The sequence below is a fragment of the uncultured Roseobacter sp. genome (assembly GCF_947491795.1).
Lineage (GTDB): Bacteria > Pseudomonadota > Alphaproteobacteria > Rhodobacterales > Rhodobacteraceae > Roseobacter.
Genome location: NZ_CANLKW010000014.1, coordinates 1 through 19,128, shown reverse-complemented (window position 1 = coordinate 19,128; position 19,128 = coordinate 1). Strand labels below are relative to the sequence as shown.

Genomic DNA, 19,128 nt, shown 5'->3' with positions numbered 1-19,128 from the left:
TGCTCTGACCATATGTCCATCTCCTGCTGCGTTTTCAGCGCAAACAGGTTCATCTTTGCCGATGCAACGGATTTTGACGGAAAAATGAGAGAGCGGATTTTCGGGTTCTTCTCACGATCGGCGGGAAGCCGTCATTCCCTGCGAGTCCGACTCCGCACCCATCCGCCGCTAAAGCGGACGTTAGATGCAGCTGATTGGGCTAGACCCTTTCAAACACACACACACAATAACTGCTGATATGTGACGCGCGCCTCAACCAAGAAGCGAACGGTGAATAGACTCGGAGCAGAAGTCGCTTCTACTGAAATATTCCCGGTGACATGCTAATTAGATGCAAACTGTATTTCACGGGAAACGATTTAACATGGCGGATCAACATGAAGAACAGCTTTCACCGACTGTCACCAAGGTGCTGGATGAACTTCTGGCGGTGCTAAAAGCGGATGATGAAATAGACGAGAAGACCGCAGAGCGACTTGATAAGCTTCTTCGCTCCGGAAGGGCACCCAAGGCAGATGATCTTGAAGCGGCACTGTTTCCGGCGACGAAGGGTGACGAGGCGTGATCCGGATCAAGACCCTGCATATCGAAGAATTCCGTGGCATTCGGTTGCTGGACCTCGATCTTGCGGGCCAGAATTTTGGGATTTGCGGTCCCAACGGCACCGGCAAGAGCGGTGTCGTTGACGCTATCGAATTCTGTCTGACGGGCAATGTTACTCGCCTGTCGGGACAAGGAGCTGGCGAGCTGACCGTCAAAGGCCACGCGCCGCATGTCGATCAGCGCGATAATCCGGAAAAGGCGCTGGTCAGCTTGACCGCATCAATTCCGTCTCTTGGCAAGGATGTCACCATCACGCGCTCGGTCAAAGCGCCACGAACGGTGACGATCACTCCAGTCGGTGGTGCAGAAGAGGCTGCGATTACCGAGCTGCAGTCACATCCGGAGTTCGCAATCTCACGGCGCGAAATCGTCAAATACATCATCACACCGCCGAACCAGCGCTCCAAGGATGTCCAGACGCTCCTGCGCCTCGACCAGATCGAGAAGACCCGTAGCGCGCTGCTGTCCTACGCCAACAAGTGCAAGCGCGAAGCCGAGGAAGCGGAGCGCGCGCGCGGGCGGGCCGAAGGTGAACTCAAGACCGCTCTCGGCGTAACGACTCTCGATCGTGATGAGGTGCTGGCCAAGGCGAACGAAAAGCGCGCGCTGCTTGGCCTTCCGGCATTAACCGCACTCACGCCCGCAACATCGTTCAAGGACGGCGTCGCCGAAGGCGATGAAAAGGCCAAGAAAGTAGGACCAAGCAAGGAAGTGGCTCTGGCCGATCTTGCTGCTCTTGCCAAGGATGCGGCGGCATCGCCGCCCGATCCGTTGTCCCAGCAGCTCGAAGCCGCCAACACCGCTCTCAAGGCGTTGAAGGATGACAAGGATGCGCTCGCACTGGCGCGCCAGCACGGGTTCATCGAAACGGGCCTCGAATTTGTGAGCGGCGATGCCTGTCCGCTTTGCGATACGCCCTGGGATGCAGAAGAACTCAGGGCACATCTCAAGGCCAAGTTGCTGAGCGCCGAAGCTGTCGGCGCGCAGCTTGAAACCATCCGGACGGCATTCGGTGTGATCTCCGGCGCTCTTGAAGATCGTATGTCCGCTGTCGCCAAGGCCGCCGCCTATGGCGCGGCCCTCAAGGAGGCTGTGCCCAAGGTAGCTTTTGATGAATACGGTCAGGCGCTCGCTGCGGCGAAGCAGGCGCTCAACGCCTTTCTCGATGATCACGCCCTCATTGATGATGCCGCGGCGGTCACGGGTGCGGCTTGGTGGGCGTTGCCGGAAGATGTTCAAACCCGCCTGGAAGAGGTGCAAACTGCGATTGGTGCGCAGCCTGATAGCTCGGCCGCTGATGTAGCGCGGGAATTTCTTGCCGTGCTTCAGGACCGCTATGAGCGTTTGCTGAGTGACAGCATGACTGCGAAAGCCCAAAAGGCGCGGCACGCCAAGGCGCAGAAAGTCCACGATCACTACAATGATGTCTCCAACAAGGTCCTGGAGACGATCTACGACGCCGTAGCCAATGAATTCACGGATTTCTACAAGGCCATCAATGATGATGAGGGGAAGTTTACCGGTGAGCTAAAGGCCGAGCCCGCCAAGCTGAGCTTCAATGTCGATTTCTTCGGCAGGGGCACGTTCCCGCCGGGCGCTTATCACAGTGAAGGGCATCAGGACGGTATGGGGCTCTGCCTATATCTGGCCCTGATGAAGCATACTCTTGGTGACAAGTTCACCTTTGCGGTTCTTGATGATGTCTTGATGTCCGTGGATACCGGCCACCGCCGCGAAGTCTGCCGTCTGCTCAAGACGCAATTCCCCAACACCCAATTCATCCTGACCACCCATGACCGCGTCTGGCTGCAATATATGAAGACCGAAGGCCTCATCGGGCGCAGCCAGCTTTTCGGCGGCTGGAGCGTCGAGCTCGGTCCGCGCATCTGGGACGATCAGGATATCTGGACCGAGATCCAGCTGGAGCTCGACAGGAATGATATCGCAAAGGCTGCATGGCTCTTGCGGCGCTACCTGGAATTTATCTCGACCGTGCTAGCGGATAATCTGCGGGCCTCCGTCGAATTTCGCGGTGATGCCCACTACGATTTGGGCGATCTGTTGCCGCCCGTGCTGAACCAGTGGCGAAGCCGTCTGGGCAAGGGCATCAAGGCCGCCGCGAAATGGGGGCATGACAAGACCAAGGAGGAGCTTGAAGAAAAGCTCGCCACAGCCGAAGCGCTAATCAAGGCCACAGACGCGGAGCGATGGACGATAAATCCATCAGTTCATTTTAATGAATGGCAGAATTTCACCAAGGCCGAGTTTCAGGCAGTAGTGGACGCATTCAAAGCGCTGCTGGATCATATCCGGTGCCCTAACCCCAAGTGCGGCACTTTCCCTTACCTTACACCGCGCAAAGGGTCGGCTGAAGATCTGCGTTGCAGCTGTCAGACCATCAATGTCAATCTTAAGTTGAAGTAGCGGTACCAATTCTAATCAGTCCCGTTGTCCTGATCGCGAGGAATCAGCCAGCAGTAGGCTCGCATAGTCGAGATGGCCCTGATCAGCGAGAGCCCTTAAAGCAGCAACACGGGACTTTCTCGCTACGACATGGTCCGTCATTGTTTCAATCGAACGGAGCCAAGATGTATACTGATCATCAAACCCATGTTCGAGAGCTCCGGCAACCACCAACGCAAGATACCAGTCATAGGGAGCAAGATCGTTTTGTATTTCCGATGCGATGTAGGTTGTCGCAACGATAACCTGACCCGTCTTTGTGACCCTAAAATCATCAACTCTGTCATAGCCATTACCTGCGCCTTCGAATTTATCGAGCGCGTCACGTTCTGCAAGACCAACCTCAAACAATACTCCAGGAGTTTGGAATTGAGCTGATTGTTTGATGAGGGTCGCCTTTCCCGAACCATCGACGCTCTTCTTCGAAAACCCCAAGCTATGACTATCAACCGATGCTACGCCTACTAGCTTGGCGCTTGGGCAGCGCGCAATCAGACGGGCGCTCAACATGTTTGAACCGTAAGCAAAATAGAGAAAAGTCATGCCCAGATAGTAGCGTGACAATTAGTCGATGTCAGGCCTCGGAAGTCTCCCCCGGGAAGGCGTAATGCGTGCAATATCCTGCGGCATGGTGACTGCTAGCATACAGCATCACAGCACTCGATTTCGTATAATTTCTCAGGTCACTTGTATCATCTGGAGTCCGTCCCTATATCTGGAGTCCTCTTGGACTCGATACCACAAGGGGATGTGTTGTGACCCAGAAATTTATAGCTCCGCCGAGCGGGAACCGGCTCGACGAGGAGGATGCTGCCATCGTCAAAGGCATGCTCGATAGAGGCGATCGGCAACACGATATTGCTGCTTGGTTCGGTGTGAACGGTGGGCGCATCGGAGAGATTTCAACCGGTGCGAAATTTGCCGAAGTGAAACCCGCGGAGACTCATGAGCTGCCGCCGCAGGGACCATATCTGTCGGGACGGCAGTCAGCTGAGCTACTGGCGAAGCTCGGATTCAGCTACGCAGCTGAGTAGTAGGCGGTAGAACAGAATGCGTGAGCACGAATACTCCATTGTAGGGCACAGCCGGTCCAGAATAGGACTCTACATTGCTGTATTTTCGGGCGCGCTCGCGAGCGGACTCACTCTCCTAGTTGGGTATGCAGTACTGCGAATTGAGGCGGCGGGATACTTTGACGTTCCGCAGCTGATCTTGTGGCCATTCACGGCCGTTTCGATCTTCGGAATTCTTTTTTTCTTGTTCGATCGCTTTGCATGGAAGCTGTTTGGCTTGAAGGCGATTGTTGGTGTCCCGAATATCTCTGGCTGCTGGGCGCTCACTGGGCAGTCGTACGATGTAGAGCAAAATCCAACGTTTGATTGGTCCGGCAAGATCGACATTACGCAGAAGTACGAACGCATCTTCATCCATCTGCGAACTGAAACGAGCGAGTCCCACAGTGTTTCTGCAGCGATTGTGCCGGAGGGCCGTGCTGGTTTTCGGTTGATCTACGCTTATCGGAATGAACCCAAACCAGGGCAGAAGGAGCTCAACAGCCACATCGGCCACTGCGAGCTTTTGTTTTCCCCAGACCTTTGCAGTGCAGAAGGCAGCTACTTCAATAGCGGTGGCCGATTCACGCACGGGACAATGAAACTCGAAAGGACTACCGAAGATGGCTAGACGAATCGATGACCGGCTGGCGAGGCTCCGGCAGCGGCGTTTCGACGACAGCTTGCCCGTGATGCAGGAGCAGTACGAAAAGAGGTCGACCAACAAAGCGACCCGATATGCGCTTGGTGCGATGCAGCAGGTTGATCCCCGCTCAACACAAATTTCTCATGAGGAGTTCGAAAAGGTTGAACGTAACTTGCTCGAAGGTCTTGATAAGGAAGGATTGCAGCCGAAGGTACGATTCCAAGGGTCAGTGCCGATCAATGTTCACACGCGCGGTGTTAGCGATGTTGATCTTCTCGTAATTGAGGGGCTTTATCTTCGAATTGAGCCCTGCGAAGGCGGTCAGAAATCCTACCTTCCATATACTGGCAAGGGCTCACTCTGCGATGATGTTCTCTATCTTCGAAAGAAGTCTAAGGAAGTTCTCGATAGACGGTTTTGGGGCGCGAAAGTTGACGGTTCCCCGGCGAAGTCGATCCAACTGACAGAAGGCGGATTTCGGCGAAAAGTCGATGTGGTTCCGTCACATTGGTACGATACTGCGACCTACCAGATGACGTTGAACGACACATATCGTGGCATCGATGTGGTTGATCAATATACCCGGGAAAGCTTCCGAAACTATCCCTTCCTTTACATGGATAAGATTAACTCCAAGGATCGGGAGACACTCGGCGGCGCAAAGATGTCCATAAGGCTTGCGAAGAATGTTCGAAATGACGCGGACGGCGATATCGAACTTTCGAGCTATGACATCGGAAGTCTCATGTTCCATTGCCCTTCAGAATACATCACGTCGCTGCCCGCTCGCGATTTGATGGTGTTATCAGGCACCGATCGATGGTTTGATGAACTGGCATCCGATATGAGCTTCGCAATGTCGTTAGAGACGCCCGATGGAACCAGGAAGATCATCGACAATGTTGATCGGTGGACGGGTTTAACGAAGCTGAGTAGTGAGCTGAATGCCTTGGCGTCAGAGGTCGAGCGCGAAATCATTGGTCCGTTTGGAACTCCGAGTTATGACAGGGGTGAAATTCGTAAGCGGCTCAATGACGGTCAGATCCCGCTCCTTCCGGACGAGTTCGGACTGGGTGCTCGTTTCTAGGCCTTCCCAGCAGATCGCGGGTTGGTGGCCAATGTCCGGAAAGACGTGCTGCGCCGCGGCAACGCGCATAATGTCCCAAGGTCAGCTCTGGGCCGTCCTTTCGAAGGAAAGAGCACGTGACGAACGCATGCTTAGCTGCATTCAAGTTCCGCACGGAGCTCATACTGAGGAATGCTGCAATGCGCCCAAGTGTCTGCTCAACAGAGCTGTTCCAAACTAGCTAAGCCCATGCAGGTAAAGTTGTTCCGTAGGGCCAATAAGGCTAGGCAAGAAGGGTTTGGCAAGGCAAAAGTCTGTTCGGAATGTTGTAGTTCCCGCACTATGTAAAGGGCTTTTCGTTGGCGAAACCTATGTTTGATACCATTGTCGTGATTGGACTTGGACCAATGGGAACTTCGTTCGCGAAAGCGGTTCGGCGCAACGGCTTAGCTCGAAGAATACTTGGGGTCGATTCAAGTGAGAGTGCTAGAAACAGAGCTGCTCAGAAGGCAACCGTAGATAAGATTGTGTCACCGGACGCGTCTGATATATCAGAAGCCCACCTTATTTTGCTTTCAACCCCGATAAGCGCCATGAAAGCCGCCTTGAACTCTGTTTGCGGACAACTCCCTAGTGGCGCAATTCTCACAGATACGGGATCGGTAAAAGCTCCGCTAATCTCGGAGCTTGGTGAAATCGTACCATCGGGCGTTCACTTCGTACCTGGGCACCCTGTTGCAGGCAAAATGTTTGGCTTCGCCGACGCTAGCAACTCAAATCTATTTGAGAACCAAACGTGCATTCTCACACCAAGTCCCAGCGCAGACCAAAACTCCGTCGAACGCGTCAAGAGGCTGTGGAAAGCAATTGGGTGCAATGTCAAAATCATGACGGCTGATCATCACGACCTTGTTTTTGCTACGACGGACCAACTTCCCCACCTCTTTGCCAATGTTCTCGCCAATGTCGCAACTGATCTCGAGCGAGTTTTAGGTCACGAATTGATCAGCGTTTCTGCCCCGAGATTTAGAGAAAACGCACTTGTTTCTACTGGTGAGCCAACGGCTTGGGTTGAGTACTACCTTCAAAATAGAAATGCTGTATTGGAGACGACTGGTCGCTTTACGGAAGAACTTTTTGCTTTGCAGCGTGCTCTTCGTACTAACGATCCCGAAATGCTTTTAAAGTTCCTCGAGCAAGCACAAACTGTGCAACAAACCATCCTGGACCTGAGGCAACAAACAAATTCACCTAACCCTCCCAAAACTGAAAAAATGCATGGCTCTAAAGGGATCACAAGAGATTTTCTTACAAGTAACCGAGACCAATTAGTCTTCAGCGCGCATTCCGTCTCGTCGCAGATCCAAAGCTTGCGTGACGACTTGGATCGAATAGACAACCAAATTGATCAAGAACTAAAGGGTGTTTTGGAACAGGGGCTGAATAGTATTGAAAGCAGCTCAATCACTCTTGCAGAAGCGGCCGTCCGTGCCGAAGGACTTACTGAAGAGGAAGTGACGGAGGCCGAAGAGGCTCGGCTAAGTTTCGGAAGAAGCTTTTTTGAAACCGCCAAATTACTGGGCGATCATGAGCGGTTGGGTGATATCACCGCGCGCGCAACTTTCGTGGCTGCCGGAACAACATTTGGAGCGATAATCGGCCTTGGCGTTGGTACGCTCCTAGCTAGCCAAGTCATGCCGGCGCTTATCGCGGGCGGGACCGTTGGCACCTTGGTCGGCAAAATGTTTGCAGGAGAAAGTAAGCCTGGCGCAACAGGTGAAAGAATTGCCAAGACGATTGATGATGCAAAAGCATCATCGCCTATTGCAGAGGACTGATAAGCTACATCGATTTTTCAGTGCAGCTTAGAAAGCTGCTTTACTTGTTGGCAAGATAATTTCGGTCCAAATTTTGGGAAAGGCGTTTTATCCGCGAACTGTGAGTTCAAGCAAAGCTAGGTTTTTTACTAGCGGCGAATGACCGCAAAGCGGGCTGCGACCGCAGCATCTTGATCGGTCGATGAATGGCAGGAATGGGCCGTTGATGCTTTTGTACGGGATTGGCCACTAGCAACCAATGTTCAGGGAAACAGCTTAGCATCCAAAAGAGTGAAAGGCTCACCTATGAAGTGGCCTTCATCCGGAAAATTCTTCGATCTGCCAATCCACCAGCCATCCATACCGCCTAACTCTTCCATGATCTTCTTGATCGTTGGTCCGGGGTCTGTTGCACTAGATTCTCTCCAGAGAACCAGTTCTTTGGCAGCTTCATCTATTCTCTTCAGTTTTGCTTTTGGAACCTTCGCTCGAAAGAAATTCTCAAGCTGCTTCCGCTCTTTCTCCCCACCCGTCCCGCCAGGTGCAAGAATTGTCAAAAACTTCATAAAATATGCTGTAGCAGAGTTTTCTCTTGGCTTCATACTTTTCAGTTCCTTGCGTATGCGAGAGTAGGAATTCTTGTCCGCGTCGTGGTAGAAACGTTCTGGGTCAAAGCCTGCATCGATAAATAGCGGGAACATACGGTGGTGTTGAAGTTCGTTATCAAGTGCTTCGCCAAGAACCTTGGCTGAAGTGTCATCCACAGTTCTAACGAACTCCAAGTTTTGAGTATAACCCTGAAGTTTGATTTTCGCATGAAGCAATTCATGAAACATGCTTTCCACCGGATAGTCTGTGGGTGCAACAAAAACACTCGTACCGTTAGCGTCAGTTGAGCTTCCCCACTGCGAATCCGTCGAAGCCCGTATTTCGACGTTCGATTGCTCGTTGATCTGTTGGTATAGCTCAGCAACACGGTCGTCAGCGAGTGCACGCGCCGCTATCTCTTGTGCCTGTTTTTGGTCCATGATTCTATCATGCCCCTTACTCCAGCAACTGTCCCTTAAAAAACACTATAGGATGCCAGCATTGCCGGTGTCCGCTATGTAGGCTGCAACTGCAGAATAACGCAGTCCGGATGAATCGCAGCTCTGGGCCGCACGTGCCGCTCGCCGGGAGCGTGATTGAGCAGATGCAGCGCTGCGCCCGAGGTCTGGAGAGAGCCCAGAGTCACCGATGCTGCCCCCGGTACGAAAGGCGTCTGAGGTTTTCAAGGCATAAAATCCAGCGGACATGGTTCGCGGGGCTTTTCTGGTAGGGTCGTAGAGATCCGCAAAAGTAAGATGTCGGCCCACAGCCAAAGCAGATAACACAGCACCATTAAAACGGGCATCGCTAAGGTTGAAAGGACACCATCAGTCGCAGCCACAAATATCGTAACAGCAAGTGCGGCCAGCGACGGCGCTCTACTGGCAACAACCAAAAGGCGCAGGAATTTGGTAGCTTTGGCACTGAATGGCGGAGCGTGGGGTCGTTCGGGTAAAACGGCAGTGCCGAATTTCCCGATGATGAGCATTATACCACCGATCAACCCCAACAGCGCGTCACCGACCTGAACGAGCGCAAACGTCAAAACCACTGCCGCAACGCCAGACAGACCGTCCCCAAGACGCACCATTAGGAGCGCCTTTTCTCCGCTGAGCGACCAGGCACGGTGGTATACCTCACCTGAAATCAAAAAGATCAAAACAGCCAGCGTGAGCCAACTCGCCGCCGGGCTTCCAAAGAGATATTGAAAGATGACGTCGCCAAAGGTGCTGGTTTGGCCGACGGACAGAGACTGTATCAAGATACCGCCTACGAGGGCAATCACATTGCCAACGTTGTAGAGGCCTCCTGGCCCTTTTGAGCGACCGACGACGGCATCTCGAAGGCTATCAAAGAAAGTGCTGGAGTCGACTGGATCTTGAGCGTCTTGCGTAGCCAAAAGAACCTCCATCAAAGGGAGTAAAACTTTGAATTATTGTTTGTTAATAACGCTCTAAATCAGGTTTGACTTCAGGCGTTGGTGTAAGGTTAACCAACTGCGCGAGATGTGTAACGTCCCAGAAACGTTCGGTTTTCCGAATCTCGCAGCAGATTTCTTTCAAATATTCTTATGAAGTATGCGACAATCTCGCCGACCAGGAGGCAGTATGAAGTTGGACAGGATCGCTGGGATAGCTCAAAGAAGTAAGACCCTGCGTGATGCCATGCTAAGAGTCGCTTCAGAGTTTGGTGAGGGACGGATAGAGCTTCTCTTTTATGGGTTTTTTGTCCATCTTCACGGCCGCGACCGAAACGATACACTCATTTGCCATACGGCACCCGACAAGCAGGAAATAGTCGACGCATTTCTGGCTGCCGGTGGGGCCAACACGGATATTGTTGCCTCAAAGCTTGAGCATATTGTGGAACCCTATGCGATAGACATCGTAGCCGAGGCTGACCGCATGCGTGAGACGCGCGACTTTCGGCTCGCGTATATTGAAAAGATGCTGAGTTATGATGTGAAAACAGCGTGGATATGCGCAATCAACGATCCTTGGGTTGGGGGATACGGCGTATTAAACCAGTTTTACGTCGATAGGTTTGCTGAACCCGCTATTGCGGTGAGCCAGTTAAGAGCATTTGCGCATAAGTTCCACGAAGAAGCGAGGCGGAACGGGTTGTTGAGCAAGGAAATCGGATTGCGCGCATCCCAAATCGAACTCCTCGCCAATGTTGCGATGGGCAGGTCGGCTGATGATCTTGCTGACAGGTATTGCATCACTACGCGAGCAATTGAGAAGAGACTTGAAAACATTCGCCGTAGACTTCGAGCCCGAAACACTCTTGAGGCAATCTACAAGGCTACAATCTATGGTGTGCTTCCAAGTGCCGGAGGTAAAAGCTGACGTCGGATTGTTTGTGTCGTACGTCGGCTTCGTCCCGCGATGTGTGAGTTCGCAAAATACGCGATTTAGCACTTGCAGCGAACGGCAGGTTCGACGGGCCACACTGCTGCATCGTGACCGAGTGACCAACGGCAGTTGTGGGCCGCCCTCTATTGATAAATAGTTTACTTGGGCTCGAGCCGCAAACCTAAGAAAGCAACTATGTCTTCACTCGACTGGCCAAGTCTGCCACGGACACGGCCTTCAGTTCGTCCTCAAAGAGACTGCGTGCGGCCTCCATCGCAGCTCTGGTCGCATCGGTTGCGGCATGTTCCAATAAGCAAGGCGAGGCAGGCTCCGGCGCGCCGATCGCAAAGACGTTTGGTGAGCCGAGCGCGGTGTAGACTTCCAAAAGGCTGATCTCGGTCGTCGGGCGCTGTAGGTGCCATCCACCGCCGTGCCCTTTGATCGACGCCACAAGCCCGTGCTTTCGCAGGCCGCCCATGGTGCGACGCACCAGAGAGGCGTCCATGCCAAACATCTCGCCCATGCGCTCAGACGTCACCGGTTCATCAATCTCATCGAGATGAAGCAATATATGCAGCACACGGGGAAACCTGTTGTCTGTTCTCATGGTGCGGACTGTATCTCAATTCGCCTCTCGTGACAATTGTTGACACGTGAGATTGACATCGCAAGTCACGTGACAATATAATTCACGTGATTTGATCGAACTGGAACTTCCATGTCAAACCCGCAATCAGACCAATTGCATGCCACAAGCGCGCAGTGGACGGCTGTCTGGGCTCTCCTGCTTGCAGCATTCATCACGCTGCTGGATGTCACTGTGGTCAACCTTGCGGTTCCGAGCATCGCGGGTGATTTGCAGGCGACAGATGTACAATCACAGTGGATCTTGCTGGCGTATCTGGTGCCGCTCGCTTCACTCCTTCTGCCGCTTGGCCGGTTTGGAGATGCCCTGGGCCGACGCCGGCTGTTCCTGTTTGGTGTGGCCGGTTTTGCATTTGGTGGTCTGGCCGCTGGAACGTCGCAGAACATAAACGTCTTGATTGCAGCGCGTGTACTTCAGGGTGTCGGAGCCGCGACGATGATGCCGCAGGTTCTTGCACTGACCCAGGTGATCCTGCCACCCGAACAGCGGCGGCGCGCTGTGGGCTACTTCGGAATGGTCAGCGCGTTGGGTGCTGTTGCGGGCCCGATCATCGGCGGCGCGATCCTGACGATTGATCTGTTTGGATTGGGATGGCGCGGGGTCTTCCTGTTGGTCATACCGCCCTGCCTTCTATCGTCGTTGATCGTGGTGTCTTTCCTGTCGTCGGATGACAGCGCCCCTTCAAAACGGATCGACGCTTGGAATGGATTGCTGCTTGCGCTCGCTGTGACGGGCTTTGTCTTTGCAGCCGCGCAGGGGTGGGGCATGGGGTGGCCAATATGGATCATGGCAATGCCTCCGGCGAGTGTCCTGGTCCTGGCCTACGTTGTCTATACCCAGCGGAACGGGGTGTCTGACAAGGTTGGGCCACTGTTGCCACCGGCTCTACTAACGTCCGCCCCGTTTCTGCTGCGTGCGTCCATGATCCTCTTGATCTTTTCCGGCATTGCAAGCGTTCCCTTTCTTTTGGCGATCGCATTGCAAGCCGGACCCCAGCTGTCACCCGGAGCGGTTGCCACCGCGTTGGTAGCCCATCCGATCTTTGCTGTTGCCGGGGCGGCTGTCGCGGGACGGTGGAACTCGGCAAATCCGTGGACCTTGCCAGGCTCAGGGTCCGTACTGACATGCGGCGGCATCGTGCTGATCGCTATCGCATTTACGCAAGCTGGCGATGACATCACGACGCTTGCCTTGTTGATACCGCTCGCGCTGGTGGGGTTTGGCATGGGGCTGAGCAATGTCGCATTAATGTCGGGCGCGCTCGCTCAAGTGCCAAATGACGTAGCCGGGGCCGCGTCGGGGATGCTCCAGACGGCACAGCAAATCGGCATCACGCTCAGTATCGCGATCGTGGGCGGTATCTATTTCGCAAACTCATCCGGTGACACCGGCGACGTCGCATCAGCAGCGCTGCTGTTTCCAGGCGCAATTTTTGCAATGGCCAGCCTGTTGTGTGGTCTGGGTGCGATCTTTCACAACACAAAGGAAACATGATGCAACCAACAGCTGGACAGTCTGCGCAGGATTTCTGGGACGAACTGTATTGTAGGGGAAGCCGACAGACGCGGGGTTTGCCGTCTGCTGTGTTAAAACGGTTCGCGATGGATCGCACTCCGGGCCGCGCGCTGGATCTGGGCTGCGCCAAGGGTGACGATGCAATCTGGCTCGTGCAACAAGGTTGGGAGGTTGTCGCGGTCGACATTGCACAAGCGGCCTTGGACATCGCGGAAGTCAATGCTGTTGAAAGAGGCGTGGCGGACCGGATATCGTTCCAGCGCCACGATCTGGCAGTGTCCTTTCCCGAGGGTCGTTATGACCTCATCTCAGCGATGTTCCTGCAAACGCCCTTCGATTTCCCTAAGCCCGAGGTCTTTGCCCAGGCATATGACAAGCTTGCGTCGGGTGGCATGTTGCTGATCGTCACGCATGGGTCGGCCACCCCATGGTCCTGGAACAAGGCAGATCATCACTATCCCACACCGGAAGAGGACTTGGCTGCCTTAGGGTATGCAGAATCTGACAATGAGGTCTTTTTTGTCGATGCGGTCCGACGCACAGCGCATGGCCCTGGCGGTGAAACGGCGCAAGTCCTCGATAATGTCATCGCACTGGTCAAGAAGTGATAGGTGAAGCTCGCTTGGCGCATTTCGCCAAAGTCCGCTCTTGGGAAGCTGCATCGTAGCAATGTACTCTGTGGGCAATGACTGCAAAGGGCCGGGAGCATCCGGAAGCTGGCGCCGGTATCGGCCAGGTGCGGCCCGGCGCCAAGGTCCGTTCTGGGCCCTTATTGACTGATGCTGCGGGCCGTACGTATGCCCGCTTTTGGGTCAACCAATGGGTTTGATTTGTATCATTTGTACTGGAGGCGAGGTTACGAACTCTTCTCGTTCTACCCTAGTGAGCCCGTCACGTTCAGGTAAATCTGCCGGTCCAAGGATTGTATTTGCCAAGCCAAGAGCTTCGAGGGATTTGATGAACCAATAGCCGGGATCCAATTGTCCCTTCTCAATGCCAAGCTTTGCTGAGTGCGGGAATGCATGATGGTTGGAGTGCCAGTTTTCTCCAAAAGTAACCAACCCAAGGCCCCGAAGGTTAAATCCCTGTACGGGCAGGCCTTCGACAGTCCATCCTTGATGCCCAGTTTTGTGCGCAAAATGTCCGACGAGCCAATGACCATTCAAAGATACCGCTACCCGCAAGCAAATTCCCCAAAGCACGAAACCTATACCACCCAGTAAAAAGAGCGGGAAAGCAACAGCCAGTTGCTGTGCCATCCAGTGCCGCTCCATCCACTGATACACACGGTCATTTGCGATCTCGGGCTCGATTTCGAATTTCGGTGGATTGTCGAGATCGAAACGGCAGTGCATTTGCCACCACGCATCACACCAAAAACCTGCACCATGGCTCGGGTGAGGAGGACAATTCGTTTGGCGCTGGTGCCAGTCCCGCATGTCGTGGGCGCGGATCATTTCAAACGGGCCAGCCATGCCAACAAGAGTTCCGAGCCAGACAAGAATGTACTCCAGCCATTTAGGCGTCTGAAATGACTTGTGAATAAGGAGTCTGTGCATGCCAACGGAATGGCCGGCGCAAACTGTGATTGCCGTTGTTGCTAGGAATACCATCAACCCGCCCCAACTCGGGGCGAAAATGATCGCAGCAATGCCCCCCGCGATCATGACGAACAGCCAGATTGATTTCAGTGCGTCCCAATGAATGGTGCCTTGCACCGCGTGGGTTTGGCTGTTGGGAAACACGCGATCTGTTGCATACAGGTGCATCTTGAAACTCCCAAAGGTAAGGAATACAATAATAGAAATATAACTAATAAGTTAAAAGGTAAATTTATGTCAAGCCCAGACAAGGTGTTTGAAGCTTTGGCGTCAACAACCCGGCGTCGGATACTGGCATATCTCTCTGAGGGGCCATTGACTGCTGGTGTCGTTGCCGAACGGTTTGATATGTCTCAACCCGCTATTTCCAAGCACCTTTCAATTCTGGAGTCGGCAGACCTGATCTGGAAGAAGCGAGAAGGTCAGTTTGTGAAGTATGGCATGCAAGCCGACAATCTTGGGGGCACCTTGGCAAAGTTCATGCAAGAAGTCTGCCCACCAAGCCGGGCGTTGAAAGCAGAGCGACGTGCAGAGAAAGACCCGGACTGAGAGAAGCATGTAAATTTCAGCAGATTAAATGACCAAGGGATCATCGCGCAGCGTCAAAGCAGACCCTCGCGCAGCCGCAGCGAAAGAGCGCTTCGTCCGCATCTTACCAGTTTGTGCGCACAGCAGCTAACGGCCATGTTTCCTGACCCGGCCTTTCGTGACCAACGCGGTGAAGGTGTCGGGAGAGCCCTATAGTGACTGATGCCGGGCTCGGAACGAATGTCCACTAGTGGATAATTGGAGCGGGATGGTACGCGATAGTTCTAGGGCGTTTATGACACCAGCCCGGAGTTGAAGGAGCCGGCTGCACACCGGCCCCTGCTTTCCGTCAGGAAAACCGTCTTATGCGCGGCGCCTGAACCCCATGAGTACTGCAAGTGCAGAGAGAAGAGCCCACCCCGCTGCCGGAAGTGGCACAACGCTTATCGGCGGGTCTGCTATGGGCGGTGCCGAAGAAATCGCACCGATCGCATCGATATCCGGACCGCCAAACGGGCTTCCGGAAGTTGCGCCACCGGGCGCATCTGTTACGCGGACGAATGAGAACACATCGCCGGCAATCACACCAGCGACGCCATCGATATCCAGACCGACGACTGCGTCGCCACTGACTATCCCAAGGTCAATCCAGGTACTCGCGTCTTTCGATATCTCGACCTGAAACGACTCGATCACACCACCACCAGACGACCCGACCTCGAAAACAAAAAGATCTGCGGAATCGTCTCCAGAGGTTGTCAGGGAATTGTCGGTGAACTCTACAGTGACAAACCCAAAAAGCGAGTTATCAAGGTTGTCCGGCGATCCACCAGGATTTCCCAGCGCGAACAATTTATCGGTGCTTCCGACAGTGAAATCTGGAGCACCCAAAACATTTGTCGGGTCAGTATATTCATCCGCAACCGCATCACCCACCGCGAAATCAACTACTCTGTCCGCAAAAGACACATCGCCATCCGGAAACGTGATGCCGCTGTAAACAGTTGCGGAAAACGCTGGCCCGGAGATTACCAATGCGCAGCACGTCGCGACGAACACTGCGCGCCATTTCCTAAGCATGCAATGGTGCGAAACAAGTGTTTGTTGGAGCCTGAACCTGGCCAAATTTGATAGAATACTTAGCACTTCTAATTCCCCCTAATTGTACCTTACAAGTGCAATAAAACACCTGGCACATATTTGATTTGCAACAGCAGGGAAGCGGCTGAATTTGCCGTGTACAAGAATTTTCTTTCCGGTTTTTCGTTTTGAAAACACCCCTGAGTTGACGCGATCATCGCTGCTCATCCGGCGATGGCGGAATTGCATGCCCACTCGAATTCAAATTGGCGGGTTTAAAAGCTCAGCGCCCTGTTTCGTCTATAAAAAGCGGCCTGATCAAAAATTTTCGTTTTGAAAATCACATATTGCGCGACCACGGTGCGTCAACCGAACGTTCATTGGACGAATCGTTGATATAAGATTCGATAAGTCGGTCGATCGCCCGGCGCGTCAGACGACCGTGATCACGCGAATGACCAAGGCTCGCTACAAAACTCCAATGTGCGTGCATCATCGAGACGAAGAGAAACGACAATTCTTCACATCCGTGGCCGTCAAGTTCGGGATGTGCAATGGCCAGTTCGTGAGCAATGACCTGACCCAAAGTTTTGTACTGATCGCATAGCCGCACCTTTAACTCCTCAGAGCCCACAGCGTACGCCAACAAGGAGTCATAAACTTCTAAGTCGTCAGGCATCGGATGCTCGGCCGCCAAGTCAAAAAAGAAATCCAGAAAAAACCTGAGCCTCTCAACCTGACCTACATCTACAATCCCGGTTACGAGGGTATCACGATAGCGGTTTCCAAGGAACGTACAGAGTTCGAGGATCAAAGCATCAAGGTCGGTGAAGTAATAGCGGACCAATTGGCGAGACAGTCCGGACTCATTGGCGACCGCTTCAAACGACAGCGCCTGCAGGCCCCGTTTCTTGATCAGGCTTGTGGCGGCACGCATGATTTCTATCTTCTTTTCGTGGGTTTGATTGCTTTTGATCATTGCAATTCCTTCCTTCAGACGATCCGATTGCGGGTACTGGGTACCAACCCCAGAATCAGTTGCAGGCGAGATCGCTACTGTTCCTGCGGCACAAGACAGACCTTGTCGGCCGACAGTTTTCAAGCAGGCTTGCCTGCCACTTGTATGCAGTACGTCGTAAATCACGGCTCAAAGCAACAGGACGGTGTGGCCCGATTACTGACGCGAGTTGACAGTCTATCTTTTGATTTAGCCAGACAGTCTTTACCAAACGGCAGCCCGAGACATGCGAGGCACGCCGTAAGTATCGGGACAAGAGAAGACCCATCGACGGTGTGATCCCGCCCACATCACGCTGCGACACCGATGATGCCTTCGAATATGGCCGAATTGTCGCGTCAGAGGATGCCGCAGCGGCTTCGATAGCCTGCTTCGCCGCCGCCAACATCTAGACTATGGTGGATCTTGCTGCCGCAGCGAATGTCTCATCTGACGGGCCGCACCGCAGCGACGGCTACCTCGGCCGGACGGCAGCTTCGGGCGGTCCCTGCTGGGGCGTCACAACGCGCCCGGTGACTATGTTGCGATCGATCTAACGGCGGCCATGAGCCCGTACCTACTGATTGCTGCACAGCAGCGAATGGCTGCTATTTCATGTTGGCTTGGCCCCAGACTTCCATCTGCTTGATGATCGGCAGAACCGTGCGTCCGACGTCCGTCAAGGAATAGTCAACGCGGGGTGGCACCTCGGCAAAGACCTTGCGGGAGATCAAACAATCTGCCTCTAGCTCACGGAGTTGCTTGGTCAACATCTGCTTTGTGATGCTAGGCACCGAGCGCTGCATCGCACCGAACCGATCAACGCCGTTGGCTATGCAAAACAGGATGACGGGCTTCCATTTGCCACCGATAACCGAGAGGCAATAGGTCACTGGACAGCCGTTGATATCAGGATCACGCGCCAATGGTTCCATTTTTGTGACTACCTCACTTTTTATTGACTAGTTGCAGTATTCGTTAATATGCGCAGTTTGTGTCTCCATCGTCAACAGATGGAGATTATCATGAAAATCCCAGCCTTTTCCCTCGTCATATTCGGTGCAGTTGTTAATACTGCCGTCGCCGATGACACCTCACTTGAGGGCCTCCAGGACCGTATCGTCGGGACCTGGACCTCGATTACCTGCGAGATGCGCCCACAGCAGAGCGCTGAAAACCCCGACCTTGCGCCGACGCCGTCTTATCTGACCCGCGACTTCACCTACGATGCGGAGGGCGGGTTTGAGGCAAACATCACCGTCTATGCAGACAGCGCCTGTGCTATTCCAGCGGTATCCTATGACTTCGCTGGGGAAGTCGTCTGGCACGAAGCAAATCCCGCAGCCCAGGGCGCCTGGTCGCAGGATTACCTCCTCAATCGTCAGCTTGAGCTGACCGTTCTTGCTCCACCCATGGCGGAACAGTTGAACCAGCTTCCCGACGGGGCCTGCGGAGAAGGTGAATTCGTGGTGGGTGAACCCCGCGACATCCTCGGCCAACCCTGTGCACTTCTTCGCTTTGTCGACGGCAGCGCCTTTGTGACCGACCACGATTTCCTGTATGTACGCGAAGATACTCCAAACATGCTGTTTATGGGCGGTAAACATGTCGATGGGACGGGTTTCTACTATCCAGAAAATCGGCCGACGGTCGGACTGCAACAGCCTATGATTCGCGTTGATGGATGACCCAAAAACTGAAAGCCGACCTTCAAGCAAGGTCGGCTCCGTTCCGCATGCTGCGGTGAATCTATCAGCGTTAGAGAGCCCAAGTTGGACCTGTCGCGTTTTGGTGCCGCCCCAAGTACTCGTTGAGGCTGCTTTGCGTTCGAATGCGACGGGGCTTTCCCAACCCAGTGCTGAGTGCCTTCGGTGCGGATTGTAGAAGCCATTGATGTACTGGAAGATTGCGACTTCAGCTTCCCGATGCGTTGGCTACGATCTGCGCCAGATCCGTTCTGCCTATATAGTTTTGAACAACGTTCCTGCAGAGTTATTCTTATCGCCACATGCATTTCATCCGTTTGCGTAGCCAAAGAGCTGAAATCCAACCACTTGTGGGCGCCCTTCCCGGAGCACAGTATGCCATTTAACAAATGCTGTACGGCATTGAATCCCCGGATCGCGTGACACCGGACGAATTCAAGAACATCCTGTTACGAAAGTCAGAAAC

At 53.7% G+C, this 19,128-nt stretch carries 19 protein-coding genes and 1 pseudogene; 11 read left to right on the top strand and 9 right to left on the bottom strand.

Annotated features, from left to right (window positions below; genetic code table 11):
- The first annotated feature begins 331 nt into the window (after positions 1-331).
- Together Q1A34_RS21520 and Q1A34_RS21515 are read left to right on the top strand one after the other, a co-directional pair.
- Positions 332-565, top strand: a complete 234-nt coding sequence (locus Q1A34_RS21520) for a hypothetical protein (RefSeq protein WP_300039497.1) — start codon at positions 332-334, stop codon at positions 563-565.
- The gene (locus tag Q1A34_RS21515) at positions 562-3,027 is read left to right on the top strand and encodes an AAA family ATPase (protein ID WP_300039495.1); all 2,466 of its coding nucleotides are present in this window, start codon (positions 562-564) and stop codon (positions 3,025-3,027) included. The genes Q1A34_RS21520 and Q1A34_RS21515 overlap by 4 nt, the downstream gene beginning before the upstream one ends.
- A gap of 15 nt (positions 3,028-3,042) precedes the next feature.
- Here Q1A34_RS21515 and Q1A34_RS21510 read toward each other — a convergent pair whose 3' ends face one another.
- On the bottom strand, positions 3,043-3,609 hold the full coding sequence (locus tag Q1A34_RS21510) for a gamma-glutamylcyclotransferase family protein (RefSeq protein ID WP_300039493.1): 567 nt from the start codon (positions 3,607-3,609) through the stop codon (positions 3,043-3,045).
- Between the two features lie 212 nt (positions 3,610-3,821).
- Here Q1A34_RS21510 and Q1A34_RS21505 point away from each other — a divergent pair, with 212 nt between their 5' ends.
- The 4 genes from Q1A34_RS21505 to Q1A34_RS21490 all read left to right on the top strand — a co-directional run bounded on the left by Q1A34_RS21505 (position 3,822) and on the right by Q1A34_RS21490 (position 7,668).
- On the top strand, positions 3,822-4,100 hold the full coding sequence (locus tag Q1A34_RS21505) for a hypothetical protein (protein ID WP_209227349.1): 279 nt from the start codon (positions 3,822-3,824) through the stop codon (positions 4,098-4,100).
- 16 nt (positions 4,101-4,116) lie between these two features.
- A complete protein-coding gene (locus Q1A34_RS21500) occupies positions 4,117-4,749 on the top strand; it encodes a hypothetical protein (RefSeq protein WP_300039484.1) in 633 nt (210 codons plus the stop codon).
- Positions 4,742-5,851, top strand: coding sequence for a hypothetical protein (locus Q1A34_RS21495; protein ID WP_300039482.1), 1,110 nt, complete (start codon positions 4,742-4,744; stop codon positions 5,849-5,851). The genes Q1A34_RS21500 and Q1A34_RS21495 overlap by 8 nt, the downstream gene beginning before the upstream one ends.
- Positions 5,852-6,201: 350 nt before the next feature.
- A complete protein-coding gene (locus tag Q1A34_RS21490) occupies positions 6,202-7,668 on the top strand; it encodes a prephenate dehydrogenase/arogenate dehydrogenase family protein (RefSeq protein ID WP_300039480.1) in 1,467 nt (488 codons plus the stop codon).
- Positions 7,669-7,910: 242 nt separating this feature from the next.
- On the opposite strand, the gene Q1A34_RS21485 is transcribed toward Q1A34_RS21490, so the two are convergent.
- Positions 7,911-8,675 (bottom strand): hypothetical protein, encoded by a 765-nt coding sequence (locus Q1A34_RS21485; protein ID WP_300039478.1) that lies wholly within the window; start codon positions 8,673-8,675, stop codon positions 7,911-7,913.
- Between the two features lie 242 nt (positions 8,676-8,917).
- Positions 8,918-9,646, bottom strand: coding sequence for a hypothetical protein (locus tag Q1A34_RS21480; RefSeq protein ID WP_300039476.1), 729 nt, complete (start codon positions 9,644-9,646; stop codon positions 8,918-8,920).
- 196 nt (positions 9,647-9,842) lie between these two features.
- On the opposite strand from Q1A34_RS21480, the gene Q1A34_RS21475 reads away from it, so the two are divergent.
- Positions 9,843-10,583, top strand: a complete 741-nt coding sequence (locus Q1A34_RS21475) for a hypothetical protein (protein WP_300039474.1) — start codon at positions 9,843-9,845, stop codon at positions 10,581-10,583.
- A 199-nt stretch (positions 10,584-10,782) separates the two neighbouring features.
- Here the strand turns inward: Q1A34_RS21475 and Q1A34_RS21470 are convergent, their stop codons facing one another.
- The gene (locus Q1A34_RS21470; protein ID WP_300039472.1) at positions 10,783-11,196 is read right to left on the bottom strand and encodes an Rrf2 family transcriptional regulator; all 414 of its coding nucleotides are present in this window, start codon (positions 11,194-11,196) and stop codon (positions 10,783-10,785) included.
- 111 nt (positions 11,197-11,307) lie between these two features.
- On the opposite strand from Q1A34_RS21470, the gene Q1A34_RS21465 reads away from it, so the two are divergent.
- Positions 11,308-12,729 (top strand): MFS transporter, encoded by a 1,422-nt coding sequence (locus tag Q1A34_RS21465; protein ID WP_300039470.1) that lies wholly within the window; start codon positions 11,308-11,310, stop codon positions 12,727-12,729.
- Positions 12,726-13,358 carry a class I SAM-dependent methyltransferase gene (locus Q1A34_RS21460; protein WP_366942880.1) on the top strand — a complete coding sequence of 211 codons (633 nt, stop codon included), beginning with the start codon at positions 12,726-12,728 and terminating at the stop codon, positions 13,356-13,358. The genes Q1A34_RS21465 and Q1A34_RS21460 overlap by 4 nt, the downstream gene beginning before the upstream one ends.
- Before the next feature lie 204 nt (positions 13,359-13,562).
- On the opposite strand, the gene Q1A34_RS21455 is transcribed toward Q1A34_RS21460, so the two are convergent.
- A complete protein-coding gene (locus tag Q1A34_RS21455) occupies positions 13,563-14,519 on the bottom strand; it encodes a fatty acid desaturase (RefSeq protein WP_300039466.1) in 957 nt (318 codons plus the stop codon).
- On the opposite strand from Q1A34_RS21455, the gene Q1A34_RS21450 reads away from it, so the two are divergent.
- Positions 14,514-14,900: a metalloregulator ArsR/SmtB family transcription factor gene (locus Q1A34_RS21450; RefSeq protein WP_300039464.1), complete on the top strand. Its 387-nt coding sequence runs from the start codon at positions 14,514-14,516 to the stop codon at positions 14,898-14,900. The genes Q1A34_RS21455 and Q1A34_RS21450 overlap by 6 nt on opposite strands.
- A gap of 342 nt (positions 14,901-15,242) precedes the next feature.
- Here the strand turns inward: Q1A34_RS21450 and Q1A34_RS21445 are convergent, their stop codons facing one another.
- The 3 genes from Q1A34_RS21445 to Q1A34_RS21435 all read right to left on the bottom strand — a co-directional run bounded on the left by Q1A34_RS21445 (position 15,243) and on the right by Q1A34_RS21435 (position 17,891).
- The gene (locus Q1A34_RS21445; RefSeq protein ID WP_300039462.1) at positions 15,243-15,731 is read right to left on the bottom strand and encodes a VPLPA-CTERM sorting domain-containing protein; all 489 of its coding nucleotides are present in this window, start codon (positions 15,729-15,731) and stop codon (positions 15,243-15,245) included.
- A 568-nt stretch (positions 15,732-16,299) separates the two neighbouring features.
- Positions 16,300-16,938: a TetR family transcriptional regulator gene (locus Q1A34_RS21440; protein WP_300039460.1), complete on the bottom strand. Its 639-nt coding sequence runs from the start codon at positions 16,936-16,938 to the stop codon at positions 16,300-16,302.
- A gap of 626 nt (positions 16,939-17,564) precedes the next feature.
- Positions 17,565-17,891: a helix-turn-helix domain-containing protein gene (locus Q1A34_RS21435; protein WP_300039459.1), complete on the bottom strand. Its 327-nt coding sequence runs from the start codon at positions 17,889-17,891 to the stop codon at positions 17,565-17,567.
- 90 nt (positions 17,892-17,981) lie between these two features.
- Here Q1A34_RS21435 and Q1A34_RS21430 point away from each other — a divergent pair, with 90 nt between their 5' ends.
- Complete coding sequence (locus Q1A34_RS21430) at positions 17,982-18,644, top strand: hypothetical protein (RefSeq protein WP_300039457.1); 663 nt, start codon at positions 17,982-17,984, stop codon at positions 18,642-18,644.
- A gap of 126 nt (positions 18,645-18,770) precedes the next feature.
- Here Q1A34_RS21430 and Q1A34_RS21425 read toward each other — a convergent pair.
- Positions 18,771-18,938, bottom strand: a pseudogene (locus Q1A34_RS21425) (IS3 family transposase); the annotation flags it as partial.
- Positions 18,939-19,128: the final 190 nt, after the last annotated feature.